Consider the following 17,546-nt stretch of genomic DNA (forward strand, 5'->3'; position numbering starts at 1 on the left):
AGCTAACATGTAACTTTGTGAAAATTTGCGTATGCATTTAGCAGTAGTTGGCGTTACAGGATTAGTAGGACAAGTAGTTTTGGATTTATTGAATGAAATCAAACTTCCCTATGATAAAATAAGTTTTGTTGCTTCTGAGCGTTCTGTGGGTAAAATCATTTCCTGGAATGGAAAGGATCACACAGTCATTTCTATGGAGGATGCAGTTGCATCAAAACCTGACATTGCAATTTTCTCAGCAGGAGGTTCCACCTCTTTGGAATGGGCACCGAGATTTGCGCAATCCGGTTGTTATGTAATTGACAATTCTTCGGCCTGGCGGATGGATCCATCATGTCCCTTGGTAGTTCCGGAAATTAATGCTGACACGATCCATGCAGGCACTAAAATTATTGCAAATCCAAATTGCTCAACCATTCAAATGGTGATGGCATTAAATCCACTTCATTTAAAATATGGTTTGGATCGGCTTGTAATTTCTACCTATCAATCTTTTACCGGTACTGGCATGAAAGCGGTACGCCAATATGAATCGGAGCGAGATGGAAAACAGGTTGAAGAACCGAGAGCCTATCACCATCCCATTTTCGAAAATTGCATTCCTCAATGCGACACTTTTTTAGACAACGCGTATACAAAAGAAGAAATGAAAATGGTCCATGAGACGCGTAAAATATTAAGAGATCCAGCGATTCGGATTACGGCAACTGCAGTGCGCGTTCCAGTAAACGGGGGACATTCTGAATCCATCAATATTCAATTAAAAAAAGAATTTGAACTAGCTGCTGTATCAAATATATTGGCTTCTACCCCTGGAATCGTTTTAATGGATAATCCAGAAAATTTTGAGTATCCCACACCCTTGCAAGCAAAAAACAGAAATGAAGTATTAGTAGGTCGAATCCGCCGGGATGAATCGCAGGCTAACACGCTAAATATATGGGTGACTGCGGACAACTTGCGTAAAGGAGCAGCTACCAATGCCGTTCAAATAGCGGCTTATCTCATTGATCAAAAATTGGTCGGCAGGAATTAATTTATAAATAATGATATTTGGATTGATTTTTGTACATTTTAAACGTTATAGATAGGAAATCATCATTTTACAAATGCCTCTGTTTGAGAGGAAAACAGATTTAAATAATTAAATACTAGAACATGAGAACCAGATTAGTGGTTTGGGGAGTTAATGTCAAAGAAGAAAGGGTCTTGATGGCCATTTCATTAAATGCGGATGCAAACAAAGTTGAAATCTGGAGTATTCCTGAAGCGGATATCCCTGAGGAGTTTTACAACAAGCTGATGAGCCAATGGCGCGAAGGAATGGATTTGGATATGCCTACCAGCGCAGAGCATCGGATTACAGAATTAACCATGGCGGATGGCATATTGCCAGAAGATCTAAAAGTTGAGAAATCGGATGTGATTCAGCGCGCCCAAATCGAATGGCATTTTATTGTCTTGTCTAACAAGCTTTATAAAAATTATAAAACAGAATTAGAAGACCTGCATGATAAGATAAAACGATTAGAATCGTTTAATCAGGCTCTATGGGAAGAGCTTAAACAAACCTGGTCCAACATTCAACAACATATTTTTGAAAAAAATATTTCACGGGACCATGCGGATTCCTTAAGGGAAAAATCCAATGCACTTTTTGAGGAACTAAAAAAGTTAAAACAAAGTTTAGCATCTGAATTTAAGCAAAAATCTAAGGAAGTTTATGATCAGATCATGAACTCACTTTCTGAAATTGAAAAGAAAATTGAAAGTGGATCGTTATTAAAACCCTTGTTTGATCAATTAGTTAAAATTCAGTCTGATCTAAAAACGCAATCCATACACAAAGACCATCGCGAATCTATTTCTTCAAAATTAAATGAATCCTTTAGAAGCATCCGTGAAAAAAGAGAAAAAAGAGAATCTGGAAATGATCAACAAGGCTCAGGAGCAGACCGCCTGATCCGCAGATATGAAGGTTTGTTGGTTGCCATTCAAAAATTTGAACAATCCATAAATTTCGAAAAGAAAAATATAGATTTTGAAAACAGAAGGATTGCTACTACCAGCGGACAATTAGAAGCTCAAATTCGTGTGGCTAAAATCAAAATGATTGAGGAACGAATGAAGTCCAAAGAAGAGAAACTAAAAGAACTTCTTGCAACAAAAGAAAAATTAGAGCTCATCATTGAAAAGGTTAAAAAGCGGGATGACAAACAAAAGAAACGCACAGAACGTAAAGAAAAAGTAGAAGAAGAAAAAGAAAAAATTAAAGCAAAGATTTCTGATTCAATTCACCAGGCACAAGAACATGTTCCCGCAGAATTGCAAGAAAAATTGGAGAAAGCAGCAGAAGAAATTAAAATTGCTAAAAAACCAAGAAAACAAAAATCAGAAAGTAAATCAACTGAAAAAATTGTTGATAGTGACGAATCCAATGAAGTGATTTCTGTGGATGAACCAAATTTACCTACGGATCCAGTTTCAGAAGCTCAACCGGATTTAAATATTACACAATCCGAACCAGTCGGCAAACCGGAGGAAGAATAAATTTGCGAACTCCCTTTATGAATACTAAGAAAGAATTAAAATTACAACAGCATTTTGATCAGGAAGGTAAAAAGGCTTCTCCCCTATTACCGGAACATGTAAAGAATTTTTTGGTGGATATTGACGGCACTATATGTGACGACATTCCCAATGAAGAACCGGAACGAATGGTTACTGTGGAGCCTTATCCGGATGCGATTAAAGTAATTAATCAATGGTATGAAGAAGGGCATATCATCACTTTTTTTACTTCCAGAACTGATGTCCATAAATTGATTACAGAAAACTGGCTTCAAAAATGGGGATTTAAATATCATTTCCTCTTATTAAACAAACCTCGTGGTGGCAATTATCACTGGATTGACAATCACATTGTACGAGCCACACGCTATGAAGGAAAATTTACAAAAGAATTTGTGGAGGTTACCACCAAGGTTCAGGTTTTTGAGAAATAGCTGAGGAAGTGGACTGTTGGACTGTTGGACTGTTGGGCTGTTGGGCTGAAGGACTGAAGGACTGAAGGGCTGGAGGACAGTTGGGTAGGAGGGTTAATTGAATGTTGAGCATTTTACAATTTTTGACTACTGACTACTAATTACTGTATACTGATTTTGGGGCTGGAGGACAGTTGGGTAGGAGGGTTATTTGAATGTTGAGCATTTTTGAATTTTTTGACTACTGACTACTAATTACTGAATACTGATTTTGGGGCTGAAGGACTGTTGGGGAGGAGGGTTATTTGAATGTTGAGCATTTTTGAATTTTTTGACTACTGACTACTAATTACTGAATACTGATTTTGGGACTGTTGGGGAGGAGGGTTATTTGAATGTAGAGCTTTTTTGACTCTAGAACTTTTATACTTTGATGAACCCCAATAAGAAGAAGTTAAAGCATATAAAAACAAAAGCCAACCTTCAGGCTGGCTTTTGCTCTTTTTTAACGTTTAATTAATTTATATTATTTAATAACAACTTTTGAGTATGAATGGTTCCCCTTGCCAATTCCTTCTAGGATTACGATACCTTTTGGCAAATCTTCTGTATTGATTTTAACAAAACTTAGATCTGCTGGTAAAGAAACCCGCTTAAGTTCTTGACCATTTACGGATCGGATGATTAAGGTATGAATTGACTTTTCAGCATCCTGTCTGAAAAGAAAATAATTGTTGGCAGGATTTGGATAGACCTTGAAGTTGCTTTTGGTTTTCTCTGAATTGGTACCAATAATTTTATCAGAATCAGCCAATGTCCCTTTGCCCGGAGCAGAGGTACAGACCAAATCGCCTTCATTGGTTGTTACACAAACTTCGGCATTGTAAAACTTAGGATAAATGAATTCTACATTATCAATAACCCAACCTAAAATGGTATTCGTATTTGGACTTACATTTAAGCTGTCATTTCCAAATCGAAATCTAATTTGAACTTTATTAGTACCGTAATCCTTAAGACTCAATACAGTTGGAATAAAATCTGTGCTTTGTCCAGAAAACGCAGATGAATTTGGAATGACGAACGTTTCATAATTAATCAAACCCGTATAGCCATTCAAACTAAATTGTTCCGGTTTAACTGGTAACCAGAAAAAACCATCCGTAGATACTTCAATCATACCTCCGTCAAATGCTTTTTCAGTATTGAAAAAATGATAGAAATACAAAGAAGGATCTGCTCCACTCAGTTGCAATTGATTTTTAGTAAAAAGAAAATAATCATTGGAAACGCCTTCCTTTTCTTCTGCAATCCAGGCAAACGATTGATTGACACCATAACCTTCGTCACGATACCATAGTTGTGTTCCTTTTGATATATCTATATCCCAATTATCTTCACCTGCTTCAATATCATCATACCAAAGCGTTGTAGACATGATAGCAGGATCTGATTTTACTTTATAAGTAATTGTTTTTGATTCCAGTGATTTTAATTGACTATATGTCCAAACCAATTGGTTGCCATTTACAACAGGAGCTGGATTTCCAGAACCTGCCACATAGGTACAGCCAGCGGGTAAATTATCAGTTACGACTACATTATTTGCAACACCTGGTTTATAGTTATTAATTTCTATAGTATAACTGTATTGGTCACCTGGTTTTACGACATCATTTTTTATAAACGTAGTTGCATCTTTATAGTAGCCTGCTCTTTTATTTACTAACAATTTATTGATACAAATTAATGCAGGTAAATAATCTTCTGTTTCATCACCGACTGAATTACTAGAGCCTTGCTTGCTAAAAAATCCAAATCCACGGCGTGCAAATACTTCCCAAATAAGACAGGCATTTGCTGCAGCATTATTTATGGTATCGGCTTTAAGTATTGCATTCCTACCATCAATAAACCCGGGCAGGCAAGGTTGCAATTTCATACCATCCATTACCAATTGAATGGCTATGTTATTTCCCGCCGTTTTGTTTTTAAAATCCGGATCGTAACCATATTTATTTGCCAGTGCCCAATACATATCCCATAGTACGGTTGTCCAAATTTCACCTAGATTATGGACTTCTGCGTCAATATTTTTATAGGTAAATTCATTATAACTAAAATCTGTAGAATATGGCCTGCGGCGAATTCCCAGTCCATTGGTTGCCTGGTTTAATGCATACGTGCCAATACCCCGTGGATTTGTACCGACATCTCCTGGTTTTGCAGTCATAATTAAAGTCATAAAGTCACTCCAACCTTCTCCCATTTGCTCAGCATTATTAAGACAGTTTGCTCGCGCAGGTCCCCCTGTCAAACGATTGGATACTCCATGACCAAATTCATGCGCAATAATTCCATTGTCAAAATCACCATCCAAACTGTCTGGTCCAGCGGTTGCACCTGGTTCTCTGATTTCAACTCTCAAGCCACCATTTTTAACTTGAAGTTTGAGACGATTGCAAATAGTTTTTGTAGTAAAGTATGCTGGAATTGTAACGCGATTTCCAACAGCTCCCGCACCCATGGTGATAAATGCATCTTCAAAATTACATATGATAACTGCAACCGCTCCAGAGTCCTGGGCATTTAATGCTTTTACACCAAATTCACAGGTTCCCCGGTCTATTAATACAATTTTACCTTGGATTTCACTTTTCCGCAGGCCTTTGGAACAAGCCAGGGTTGGATTTGGTGAATGATCATTTGCTATGACCACTTCTGCCTCTCTCGTCGGAGGAGGTGCACCACCCCAACCACTTGCACGGCGTGATTCAAAGGCACCAATTAACGAATCTGGTTTTGAAATATAAGTTTCCACACCAGATGACAACCATAAAAACATTTGCATTCTTGGGTTTCCTCCATCTGCGGGAGTTGCAAAATTTGCATTATCCGTACCGCTGCCATCCTGAGCTTCTGCAAGTACATGGTCATTTGCAGCTCCTCCTTTACTATAATTGTTAGTTTGAAAATTCCCAGCTGCTTCATTAAATCCAAAACCGTACAGATTGTCGTGCATCATATTATTCAGATAAAACAAATTAACAGTAGCAGCTTTAGTATAAACTCCAGGCTCTGAATTTGGGTCAAATGGAAAATCAAAAATTAAGTCTGTCCCACCATTTGGTTCGCCTCCATCAGAAGCATTGTCACCGTTTCGATCCAAATAAGCATGTACGTTGTTTCCTCTTGTAATTTGATATTCTGCACCATTTGCACCATTTGTGTCATGCCAACCAAATGGAGATGCCGTTGCATTCGCAGGATTGACGACTAATTGGCGGTTGCCATGTTTTGGGCTCTCGGATGGCAAACTCACTACATTGTATGTGTTTGGAGCAGCCGGACTTGGTTGATGCATGATGGCCAATGCTTCTTTTACCGGTACGGGTGCCGGATTGAAAGCTTTTTGATGATCTACACATTTGCTGTGACCTGGATGATCAAAATTACATTTGATTGAAAGATTTTGCTTGTCAATAATTTTACCAGTTTGGGCATCAACCCGTACTGACCAATAATCACTGCCACTTGTTAAATCCATTGTTAAATCCCAGGAAAGTCTTAAGGCCCCATTTTGATCCAAACAATACACTTGCTTCACTGGAATATTAATATTGGTAAAGTTGGTTTTCATAATCTCCATCTTACCATCTTTGGTCCTTGAAACATTGGATGGGATCAGGGCATTCGGAATGTCCAATTGGAGAACAGCAGCACTTAATGCATCAATAGGTGTAAGTCGTGCCTTCGTAGTGTTTACTTTTGCCTTGAGCTGATCAACAAACCGGGAAGGGCTGTCATAAATTTTACCATTTGGGGCAATGTGTACAGATGTGATCGCATTATGGATTTCAATTCCCTGATATCGTTGAATCAAATAGATATGCGTCAAACCATTATGATCTGAGGTATACATATCTGAAACGGCTAAATCAGAAATATCGTCCGGATTCAGTCCCCAGACACTGGCATTTTGTTCTATAGCTCTTAATGCAAGGTCTAATTTGGACTGGACCTGCGCTTTAAGTGCTACAGAAAAACATAAAGCATTGATTACTAATAAATTAAATAGTTTGATTTTCATAAATGTGGAAATAATTTGAATTTGCGAAATTAATAATAATTTTATTGGTGTAATGGACAAGAAAGATTTAATATTAGGAAAGAACGCTTTAAGAGAAGCTTTTGCTGCTGAAATACGGATTCAGAAAATTTTTATTTCTGAAACCCTTGATAAAGAGGATATGAAAGAGCTTTTAAAGCTTGCACATCAACACAAGGTGCCGATTCTAAAAGTTGCCAAGCAAAAACTGGATCGATTGAGTCGTAGCAACCATCAAGGGGTCATTGGACTTAATTCTGCAATCCCCTTTTACCAAAGCCAAAACCTTGTTGACAATATTTTATTTCATGGAAAAAATCCAGCACTTTGTGTTTGTGATGGAATTACAGATGTTAGAAATTTTGGAGCAATAGCGAGGTCTGCTGAAATATTTGGTTTACATGGAATCGTCATCCCCCAAAAAGACAGTGCTCCTGTAAATTCAGAATCCATTAAAGCATCTTCGGGTGCTCTGTTGAGTTTGCCGGTATGTCGGGAGAAAAATTTAGTCCATTCAATAAAACAATTTAAAAAAATGGGACTAAGTATTCTATGTGCTTCAGAAAAAGCTGAAAAAAACATAAGGGATCTCGATTTAAATAAGTCTATTGCCATTGTACTCGGTTCAGAAGGCACGGGAGTCAGCCGGGAGGTATTGAATGAAGCCGATGAATTGGCTAAAATCCCACAGATAGGAAGTATCGCTTCGCTCAATGTGAGTGTAGCTGCAGGAATATTTTTTTATGAATGGATGTTACAAAACCAAAATGAACTCAATGAAAGAAAATGAACCGGAATCCAAATTAATGTGTTTATAATTCTTTAGAACCCAATTTAGTTTATGAAACACCTATTTCATGTTCTTTCGCTTTTTCTTGGTCTTCAGGCAATTCAAGCGCAAGATGTTTATAAGCCTCTTGAAAACGGTTTGCTTTGGAAAATTGAAGGAAAGGAATTGAAGAAAGCTTCTTATTTATTTGGGACAATCCATTTAATTCCTGCAACAGAATTCTTTCTACCTAAAAATCTTGAAAAAAGTTTACAAGAGACTCAAAAAGTATTTATGGAAGTTGATATCGATGGCATGAATGATATGGGTAATTTAATGAGTGTAGGCGATAAATTATTTATGCAAAACGATACCAGCCTCGTTGATTTAATTAGTCCGGAAGAATATAAACAACTTGATACATTTTTTAATAACCTGGGTATCCCATTAAATTTTTTCGAACGATTGAAACCCATGTTTTTAAGTGTTTTAGTAGGCAGTCAGGGAAATCCTTTTGGTTTGCAGGATGGGAGTTTAAAATCTTATGAATTTGAATTGGCAGAACTTGCAAAAAAGTATCATATCGAAACAGATGGATTGGAAAGTTTAGATTTTCAAATTTCCATCTTTGATAATATTCCATATGGAGTTCAGGCAAAAATGTTAATGGCTTCTTTTAAATCTGCACAAGCTGATGAGCAGGTCATGCAAGAAATGTATCAAAAATACAAATCTCAAAATTTAGAAGCCTTGGGTGAAACCATTACTAAAGAAGATGAGCCTTTGTCAGATCATTTGGATCTATTACTTTATAAAAGAAATTTAAACTGGATTCCTAAAATGGAAACAGAAATGCAAAAGGCATCTTGCTTTTTTGCAGTTGGTGCGGGACATTTGGCAGGTGAACGAGGCGTAATTCATTTATTGAGAAAAGCAGGATATAGGGTGGAGCGGGTTAATTGAAAATTACGGATAATCAATTACGAATTATCAATTACGAATTACGAATAACGGATTATTAATTAAGAAATATGGGAGCGTAGTGGATATCTCGCTTACCCGCGAGATGAATTGAGGATTTAGAAAGCATTATCTTGATTGGAAAATTGCAGTATTGTAGCTTTGGAAAATTATTATTATGTTTTTCTTTTATAAACCGGGACTGTAGAACAAGCTTCTCCAAACATGATGCTGGAAGCGACGTTTTTTAAATGTTGGGTAATATCTAAATAAGCAGAAGCTGGTACTTCTTTTTCACTGCATCCTTTGATAACTAATTTTGCATCCCGGTATTCTTCAGGATTTATTTGCTTAATTTTTTGATGAAAATAGTTGCGTAAAAATTCAGATTTGGTACCAAAAACAACATCTCTTGCAAATCCTCCAGCATGACTGGCAACTAACATATAGGCCCAGGTTGGAATGATGGCATCCGTCGAACAAAAAACAGTTAGATATCCATTTTTATAAGCTTCCCAGTTGTGCTCTTTCAAGGCTTTTCTAAAGTCTAATTCTTTAAGGATTAATCCATGAAAAAGATAGTCTTTTAAATCAAATTCAAAAATTTCAGACTCAGGATAAAAGTCTTCCAGTTTAAGTGTAATTAAACTACTTTGGTTTACCCGATTTACTAACAAATTATTGTTATTCATGACTGGATTCGGAACTCGTTGAAAGTGCTGACAAATCCACGGTACTGAGTTCTTCAATGGGTGCTGGTTCACCTATTTCTTGATCGGTCAGGGTAAAATCTTTTAATTTTGGTAAATCTGTAAGACTTTTTAATCCAAAATATTCCATAAACCGTTGGGAGGTTCCTAATAAGAACGGCTTTCCTGGACCTTCTGATCTGCCAACAATTTCGATTAGTTCTTTTTCCATCAATTTTTGCACAGAATGATCCGAATTTACACCGCGAATCTGCTCAATTTCAGATTTGGAAATTGGTTGTTTGTAGGCAACAATTGCCAAAGATTCCATAGCTGCTTTTGACAATTTTTTCCGATTGGTCATTTTAATATGCTCAGCGACCACTTGAAAATGTGCAGGTTTTGATAAAAACTGATACCCACCAGCAATTTCTTTCAATTCGATTCCAAAATCATCGCTCAAATAGCGATTGGTAATTTGATCAATGGCTTGTTCAATAATTTCAGGATCCAAACTTACTGAAAGGCTGTTTTCAATACAATATTTTAGATCCGCTTTGGTAATGGGCTGAGGTGAAACAAATAGCAAACTCTCAACGGCCGGCAGGTATGGATTTGAATTCATAATGCAAAATTAGGCGAATATTTGGCAGCTACTAATGCTAACTAACCAATAGGAAAGGAATAACAAGTAAATTGATTAAAAGTTGGTCGTAAAAGGAATAGATAAAATCAAAAATTCATATCAATAGTTGATGGTTGTTTACTTTATTTAATAAATTTATTTTTCCAAAAAGCTAAATTTAATCACATTAATTTATTAATATATATTTATATCAATGTATTTTATTTAATTACATATTATGTTTTAAATTAATATTAAATTTATGTGATTTCATCCCGGCATTCAATAAATCTCATTTACGCATCACATTGGAATCATTATCTTGTCTTCAATAACACAAAAATGAGCAAATTAAAAACGATCTACATCTGTTCTAATTGTGGGGCCAGCAGTCCAAAATGGATGGGAAGATGCACCTCCTGCAATGAATGGAACAGCTATGTAGAAGAGGTCATCGCTCGAGATGAACCCTCAACAAAAAATGCCTGGAAGGATCTTGCAACGGGATCCTCTAAGCCCCAATCATCAATCCTTGAAGATGTTCAAATTGAGCATGTGGACCGAATCCGAACTGGAGACCCTGAGTTAGACCGTGCCTTAGGGGGTGGTTTGGTTAGAGGATCTGTTACTTTATTGGCCGGACAGCCTGGCATTGGTAAATCGACCCTTCTCTTGCAAATGGCCTTGTCAGCGGTGGTTGACAAGGTACTCTATGTTTCCGGCGAAGAAAGCGAACAACAAATTAAACTGCGTGCTGAAAGACTTCAAAAAGGACAAAAGAATTGCTATTTATATGCTGAGTCCAGAATTCTTTTCATTCTTGCAGAAGCTGCCAGACTGAAACCCGGATTAATTGTGATCGATTCAGTTCAAACATTGATAACCGATGAATTGGAATCAGCACCTGGAAGCATATCACAAATTCGGGAATGCAGTCATCAAATCATTCGATTTGCCAAAGAACACGGCATACCGGTCTTTTTAATTGGACACATCAATAAGGAAGGAGACATCGCTGGACCTAAATTACTGGAACATATGGTTGATACGGTACTTCAATTTGAAGGGGACCGATTGTATGCTTACCGTATGCTGCGAACCTTAAAAAATAGATTTGGTTCTACAGACGAAATGAGTTTATATGAAATGCAATCAACCGGAATGCGTCCGATTACCAATCCATCCGAATTGCTTCTATCACAGCATGAAGAAAAATTAAGTGGTTCTGCAATTGCAGCTACCATGGAAGGACAGCGCCCCCTTTTAATAGAAGCTCAGGCATTGGTTGGCTCGGCTGTATATTCTACACCGCAGCGTGTTGCTAACGGCTTTGATTCAAAAAGAATGTCCTTATTGTTAGCGGTCTTGGAAAAGCGTTGTGGTTTTTTCTTCGGACAGCAGGATGTCTTTTTAAATTTGGCCGGAGGAATTCGAATCAATGATCCTGCATTGGATCTTGCTGTGGTAGCCGCGCTTATTTCCTCCCTCGAAGACAATGCATTGCACCGACAAATTTGTTTTGCGGGTGAAATTGGATTATCCGGTGAAATCCGGGCGGTTTCTAAAATTGAACAACGAGTGCAAGAAGCAATGCGACTTGGTTTTAAAGCCATTTGCATTTCAAAATATAATTTAAAAGGTTGGGATCCCGAAAAATATAAAATCAAAATAGTCCCCTTGGCAACCTTGAATGAGCTGTATGAAAAGGTATTTTCAAAGTAGTATTACAGTTTCATTTGCTTAAAATCCTAAAAGCTCTTGAATTAATTAGTTTTGCGCTTTAGTTTTCATCTTGAAAGCGCTCTACATGAATTCATTTACCAAATCAATTAGCACAATACAGATCCTTTGGCTTGGAATCGCATTATCCGCTCCGGCTTTCCTATGGAATCTTGGTTCTGTTGCATTTATTGGAGATGAGGCCATTCGTTCATTGGTCGCTTTCGAAATGAAACTGTCAGGTAATTTCATTGTTCCCACACTAAATGGAGATGCCTATTTTAATAAACCACCCTTATACAATTGGTTTATTTATTTTATTTCAGAAGTTTTTGGATATTATGGTGAATGGCCTACACGATTGGTTAGTCTGAGTTTTTTGGGCTTATTTGCTTATTCCATTTACTTTTTTACCAGAAAAGTATTTGATCAGGCAATCGCAGCGACGCTAACATTGATGTTATTGACCAGTGGCCGCATTTTATTTTGGGATAGCATGGTAGGTCTCATCGATATTTGCTTTTGCTGGATCATTTATTTAAATTTCATGCTCCTTTATTTTTGGGGCAAAAAAGGCAACTGGTTTTATTTATTTATTGGATCTTATTTTTTATGTGGTGTTGCTTTTATGCTAAAAGGACTGCCAGCTCTTGTATTTCAGGCAATTTCAATTACATGTTGTTTGATTTTATTCAGACAGTTTAAACAGCATTTTTTTAAGATCCCTCATATTACAGGTGCACTTCTTGGATTATTACCAGCAGTTTTATATTATGTGCTCTACGCCTCAAAAGTGCCATTGTCAAAAGTGTTTTCAGTGTTACTTGATCAATCCATGCAACGAACCGGGACACACCATGGAATTGGCAAAACCCTCTTGCACGTAATTACCTTTCCGTTCGAACAAATTTATCATTTTTTACCCTGGTCTCTTTTAATAGTTGTTGTCTTTCATAAAAAATTCTGGTATTGGATTCATTCAAATGAATTTATCAGATTCAATTTTTGGATGCTGGTAGCCAATCTTCCAGTTTATTGGCTTTCTGTACAGGTATATCCACGTTACTTATTAATGTTTATTCCGCTATTTAATTTATGCGGTGTGTATTGTTTGCAACAATGGGAATCGATCAATCAAAAGCAAGCAAGATTTTTTAAATGGATCTTTTTAGTTACAATTTGCTTAATTGCTGCATGCATAACACTGTTTCCAATATTAAGTCAGAGCCGTACGATTTCTTATTGGTGGGTATTGTGGATTCTTGGCATGTTTGTAATGGTTTTTGTACTTTATTCCGGATTCAAATTCAATGCTCAAATACTATTATGGACCTGCATTTCGTTGCTCTGCTTTAGAATTATTTTCAATGGAATTGTGTTACCGATTCGTGAAAAAACATCTACAGAAAACGCATGTAAAGAAGATTGTAAAAGAATCGCAGCATTATATCCAAATAAAACATGGCTGATTTATGGCCAAACCCAGACGCATCAGGTTGCCCGGTTTTATACTTCTGTTTTTAGTAATCAGATTATCCGAAAATCTTACCTTACCAACAATCCTGAAGCATTATATTTGGTAGATCCTAAGCTGTATCCTGGTTTTCCAGGTACTTTGGTTGACTCTTTAATTTTAGAAAAAAAGCAAATTATCTATCTAATGAAAACGAAAAATCGATGAATAGAAAATTAAGTGTTGTCATTTGTGTTTACAACGAAGCTGAAAATATAATTCCTTTAATTGAACGATTAACAATTGCATTAAATGGCATCGACCATGAAATGGTATTTGTAGATGACGGTTCGACTGATAATACCTTAGTCAATTTAAAAAATCATAAAAATCCAAACATTAAGATTGTTGAATTCAGAAGAAATTATGGACAAAGTGCTGCACTCGCAGCCGGAATTGAATATGCACAAGCTGAATGGATTGTAACGATGGATGGAGATTTACAAAATGATCCAGATGATATTCCCCGTATGTTAAAAATAGCTGAAACTGAATCGCTGGATCTATTGGCGGGAATACGCCAGAAACGACAAGATGGATTTATACTTCGAAAGATACCCAGTAAAATAGCAAATTGGATGATTCGAAATGCTTCTGGAGTGCATTTACATGATTATGGTTGTACTTTGAAAGTTATGAAATCAGATTTAGCCAAAAGTCTTGGGATCTATGGTGAATTGCATCGATTTATTCCCATACTTGCCGATCTTGAAGGCGCCCGAATGGATGAAACGCCGGTCAAACATCATGCTCGAAGTTTTGGCAAATCTAAATATGGAATTAATCGTACGATGCGCGTTTTTAGTGATCTTTTGCTAATCCTTTATTTAAAAAGATTTCGCAACAAACCCATGCACTTATTTGGGGGTTGGGGTGTATTGCTTAGTGGATCCGGTGCACTGATTATGGCTTATTTATTATTCCAAAAAATAACAGGACATGATATCTGGGGCAGGCCAATTATAATTCTGGGAACCATATTGCTTATGGCTGGATTTCAACTCATTGTTTTAGGAATTCTAGCTGAAATGCAGGTTCGTACTTATTATGAATCCCAGGGTAAAAAAATCTACCGGGTTAGAAATGTATATAATTAATTTAGTATTGGAAAAGAATAGCTAGTTCGAAGTTTCGAAAAAAATACACTTCATTTATCCTAAATTCTTTTGAGTTTTAAACCAGTTTACAAATTCCAATACACCCTGTGGAAAACTTACTTTGGGTTTGTAACCAAAATAGGAAGTTGCTTTTGAAATATCTGCATGTGTTTGGTCAACATCACCAGCCTGTTTTTCTATAAACTCAATATTTATTTTGGTTTGTAGTGCTGTTTGCAATTCCTGAACCATTTCAATAAGCTTCACAGGTTGTCCATTTCCTAAATTAAATATTTCATAGTTTAGTTTAGGGTGAAACGCGATGCCGCATATTCCATCAACAATATCAGAAACATAGGTATAATCGCGTATACTGGAACCATCCCCGTATAATTCAATTGGCTGTTGTTTTAATGCCAATTGAGTAAACTTATGAATCGCAAGATCCGGACGCTGACGAGGACCATACACTGTAAATAATCGCAAACAAGCTGTTTCAATCTTGTATAAATGATGATAGGTATAACAAAGCAATTCACCGCTTTTTTTTGTTGCAGCATAGGGTGAAATTGGAAAACTCACATCATCGGTTTCAGAAAATGGAAGTTTCTGCTGATTCCCATAAACAGAGGAAGAAGATATAAATATGAAACGTTTAATCCTGCAATTCCTGCATGCCTCTAATAAATTCACCAATCCATTTAAGTTAACGTCCATATAATCAGAGGCATTTGCAATGGATGGGCGCACCCCTGCTTTCGCAGCCAAATGGATTACTATTTGAATTTGATAAGAAGCAAGGATTTCATTTAATAAAAAAGGATTTCTGATATCTCCATAAATAAATTTAAATCCATTTATGGACTCCAGGAGATTTAAATTCTCTTGTTTCTTTTGCACCTCATAAAAAGGATCCATGTTATCCAGGCCTATGACCCTATGAGATTGCTTGAGCAGTTGTTCACATAAATGCGATCCAATAAATCCGATGGCTCCGGTAACAAGGATGTTCATTTTTCTTTATTGCTAAATTTGATAGGCTTAAAACTATAAATAATTCCGAAAAAGGATACTATGGTAGAGATTAAATAAAATAAAAAAGCTATAGCTACCCCACTTTCTGCTTCAGTTTGAAGGTATTGGGTGCCGTAAAGAAAAGTTACTTCCCTGGCTCCTGCTCCTCCAAAAGTAATTGGCAACATCGCTGCAAGGGAAGAAATCAAAAAAAGAAAACTATATGGTATCCAATGCAGCTTTTGTCCCAACGCGACTATTAAACAGATGGCACTCCCAGTTTGCAATAGTTGAACTCCTAAAGAAATTAAATGGATCCTTCCATAAGATCTCGAGTCCATCCATTTAAAAATTTTGTTTAATGCCCAAGGAAGTCCAATGCTTGCTATTAAAAGAATGCCAATTAACCAGAAATAAGCCACCAATGGTTTTAACAAAAGCAACAGTCCGAGTGAAATTTGCATTAAAGCCCAAACTCCCGAAAATCGATCCATAAGCGTAAGCTTAAGTAAAAGCTTTAAATCTTTATTAAAATTCTGCATGAGTACTTTAATTTTATAACCATCACCACTGATACCACCGGGCAATAATAAATTATAGTACATTCCGAGGTAATACAACTTAAGGTTTTCACTAAAACTTACGTTTACAGCTTCTCCTTGCAAAAACAGTTGATATCGTACTGCTGAAACTATTTTGGATGCAATAAATAACAGCATTGCCAATCCAATGAATAAGACATTAGACTTTAAAACGAATCCAATCAGCTGACTGATATTCACATTCCTACTAATTATATAAATAATCAGTATAGAAATTAGAATTTTAATAACCAGCTTTAAGACAGAAGGTATTTTGTACGCTTGGATTTGTGACAACATCCTATTTTGCTATGAATAAAATCAGTGAAGCTCGGATTAAATTAACTCAAAGTCAAAGTTAATCATTCCGATTGAATTCGTTAGGGGCTTGATTCCTATCAATTAAATCTCCTCATGTTTTAGGCGTCGTTTTTTAATCATTCCACCATGGGTATCCTTAACACTGTTGATTACCACAAATGCATTGGGATCAATTTTTTTAATCTCTGTGTTTAATTTATTTAGTTCAAGTCGGGTAATAACTGAATAAATAATATTTGTTTCCTTTGATTCACCAGTCTTTCCATAACCTCTTTTGCCACTATAAACGGTGATGCCTCGCTCCATGTCTGAAATAATCATTTTAGCAATTTCTTCACTATGCGAAGAAACAATGGTTACACCCATATATTCCTCAATTCCCTCTACTACAAAATCAAGTGTTTTAGAAGCAGAAAGGTATGTAATCATAGAATACAATGCAATTTCAATAGACAAGAAATAGGCAGCTACTGAAAAAATAATGATATTAATAATACCAATAATATCTCCAATGGTGGTTCCAAATTTTCTACTCAAATAGATTGCCAATACTTCTGTTCCATCAATGACTGCCCCACCTCTTACTGAAAGTCCTATACCTGCCCCTAAGAAAAATCCACCGAAAATTGCTACCAATAATTTATCATCTGTAACATTTGGAAACTCAACAGTTGCAATTACTAAAGCCAATACAGAAATAGTCATTGCCGTTTTGATAGCGAATTCACGGCCTACAATTTTAGAACCAAGTAAAATAAATGGGATATTGATACTAATTAACATGATCCAAAGTGGAATCCCGGTAACTGCATTTGTCAACAAAGAAATTCCGGTTGCTCCCCCATCAATAAATTTATTGGTCAATAAAAAACCTTTCACACCGAACGAAGCAGAAAAAATCCCAAATAAAATCAAACAAAAATCTCTGAAATAACTAATCGCGGTGATTCGTAATTCAATCAAATGCTTTGCAAGTTCGTAGCGTGCCCGTGTTGATGAAGCAGTTTCGGCCTTTTCAATCCCCAAAAAATTGTATTTTCTTACCAAATGCTTCCAAATTCTTTTCATATGGCTAATATATTCACAAAAAACAAAATTTCAGGTCTTTAATAGAATAGAATTTACTATAATATTGTTTTATTTTCAAATTATCCCTAAAATTGTAA

Annotated in this window: 14 protein-coding genes; 8 read left to right on the forward strand and 6 right to left on the reverse strand. The window is 36.3% G+C overall.

All coding sequences use genetic code 11. The features are described from left to right. Positions 1–31: 31 nt before the first annotated feature. The 3 genes from IPJ80_02350 to IPJ80_02360 all read left to right on the forward strand — a co-directional run bounded on the left by IPJ80_02350 (position 32) and on the right by IPJ80_02360 (position 3,005). A complete protein-coding gene (locus tag IPJ80_02350; protein ID MBK7912321.1) occupies positions 32–1,036 on the forward strand; it encodes an aspartate-semialdehyde dehydrogenase in 1,005 nt (334 codons plus the stop codon). Between the two features lie 122 nt (positions 1,037–1,158). Next, positions 1,159–2,550, forward strand: a complete 1,392-nt coding sequence (locus IPJ80_02355; GenBank protein ID MBK7912322.1) for a hypothetical protein — start codon at positions 1,159–1,161, stop codon at positions 2,548–2,550. 17 nt (positions 2,551–2,567) lie between these two features. Continuing rightward, the gene (locus IPJ80_02360; GenBank protein MBK7912323.1) at positions 2,568–3,005 is read left to right on the forward strand and encodes a phosphoheptose isomerase; all 438 of its coding nucleotides are present in this window, start codon (positions 2,568–2,570) and stop codon (positions 3,003–3,005) included. Positions 3,006–3,510: 505 nt separating this feature from the next. On the opposite strand, the gene IPJ80_02365 is transcribed toward IPJ80_02360, so the two are convergent. Next, positions 3,511–7,074, reverse strand: a complete 3,564-nt coding sequence (locus tag IPJ80_02365; protein ID MBK7912324.1) for a T9SS-dependent M36 family metallopeptidase — start codon at positions 7,072–7,074, stop codon at positions 3,511–3,513. 52 nt (positions 7,075–7,126) lie between these two features. On the opposite strand from IPJ80_02365, the gene rlmB reads away from it, so the two are divergent. Both rlmB and IPJ80_02375 read left to right on the forward strand, forming a co-directional pair. After that, positions 7,127–7,882: a 23S rRNA (guanosine(2251)-2'-O)-methyltransferase RlmB gene (rlmB, locus tag IPJ80_02370; GenBank protein MBK7912325.1), complete on the forward strand. Its 756-nt coding sequence runs from the start codon at positions 7,127–7,129 to the stop codon at positions 7,880–7,882. A gap of 51 nt (positions 7,883–7,933) precedes the next feature. Then, positions 7,934–8,824 (forward strand): TraB/GumN family protein, encoded by an 891-nt coding sequence (locus tag IPJ80_02375; protein MBK7912326.1) that lies wholly within the window; start codon positions 7,934–7,936, stop codon positions 8,822–8,824. 173 nt (positions 8,825–8,997) lie between these two features. On the opposite strand, the gene IPJ80_02380 is transcribed toward IPJ80_02375, so the two are convergent. Both IPJ80_02380 and scpB read right to left on the reverse strand, forming a co-directional pair. After that, the gene (locus IPJ80_02380) at positions 8,998–9,513 is read right to left on the reverse strand and encodes a DUF2480 family protein (protein ID MBK7912327.1); all 516 of its coding nucleotides are present in this window, start codon (positions 9,511–9,513) and stop codon (positions 8,998–9,000) included. Continuing rightward, entirely contained in the window at positions 9,506–10,135 is a 630-nt protein-coding gene (gene scpB, locus IPJ80_02385; GenBank protein ID MBK7912328.1) for an SMC-Scp complex subunit ScpB, read from the reverse strand. Before scpB ends, IPJ80_02380 begins: the two co-directional genes overlap by 8 nt. Positions 10,136–10,477: 342 nt before the next feature. Between scpB and radA the strand changes: the two genes are divergently transcribed. The 3 genes from radA (at position 10,478) to IPJ80_02400 (ending at position 14,464) form a co-directional block, all read left to right on the forward strand. Then, positions 10,478–11,857, forward strand: a complete 1,380-nt coding sequence (radA, locus tag IPJ80_02390; GenBank protein ID MBK7912329.1) for a DNA repair protein RadA — start codon at positions 10,478–10,480, stop codon at positions 11,855–11,857. An 85-nt stretch (positions 11,858–11,942) separates the two neighbouring features. After that, positions 11,943–13,535, forward strand: a complete 1,593-nt coding sequence (locus IPJ80_02395; protein MBK7912330.1) for a glycosyltransferase family 39 protein — start codon at positions 11,943–11,945, stop codon at positions 13,533–13,535. Then, positions 13,532–14,464, forward strand: a complete 933-nt coding sequence (locus IPJ80_02400; protein ID MBK7912331.1) for a glycosyltransferase family 2 protein — start codon at positions 13,532–13,534, stop codon at positions 14,462–14,464. Before IPJ80_02395 ends, IPJ80_02400 begins: the two co-directional genes overlap by 4 nt. 54 nt (positions 14,465–14,518) lie before the next feature. Here the strand turns inward: IPJ80_02400 and IPJ80_02405 are convergent, their stop codons facing one another. From IPJ80_02405 to IPJ80_02415, 3 genes are all read right to left on the reverse strand, one after another. After that, on the reverse strand, positions 14,519–15,478 hold the full coding sequence (locus IPJ80_02405) for a GDP-mannose 4,6-dehydratase (protein MBK7912332.1): 960 nt from the start codon (positions 15,476–15,478) through the stop codon (positions 14,519–14,521). Then, positions 15,475–16,359, reverse strand: coding sequence for a flippase-like domain-containing protein (locus IPJ80_02410; GenBank protein ID MBK7912333.1), 885 nt, complete (start codon positions 16,357–16,359; stop codon positions 15,475–15,477). Before IPJ80_02410 ends, IPJ80_02405 begins: the two co-directional genes overlap by 4 nt. 102 nt (positions 16,360–16,461) lie before the next feature. Then, positions 16,462–17,448: a YitT family protein gene (locus tag IPJ80_02415; GenBank protein ID MBK7912334.1), complete on the reverse strand. Its 987-nt coding sequence runs from the start codon at positions 17,446–17,448 to the stop codon at positions 16,462–16,464. Positions 17,449–17,546 lie beyond the last annotated feature (98 nt).

Source organism: Saprospiraceae bacterium, from assembly GCA_016714025.1.
Lineage (GTDB): Bacteria > Bacteroidota > Bacteroidia > Chitinophagales > Saprospiraceae > Vicinibacter.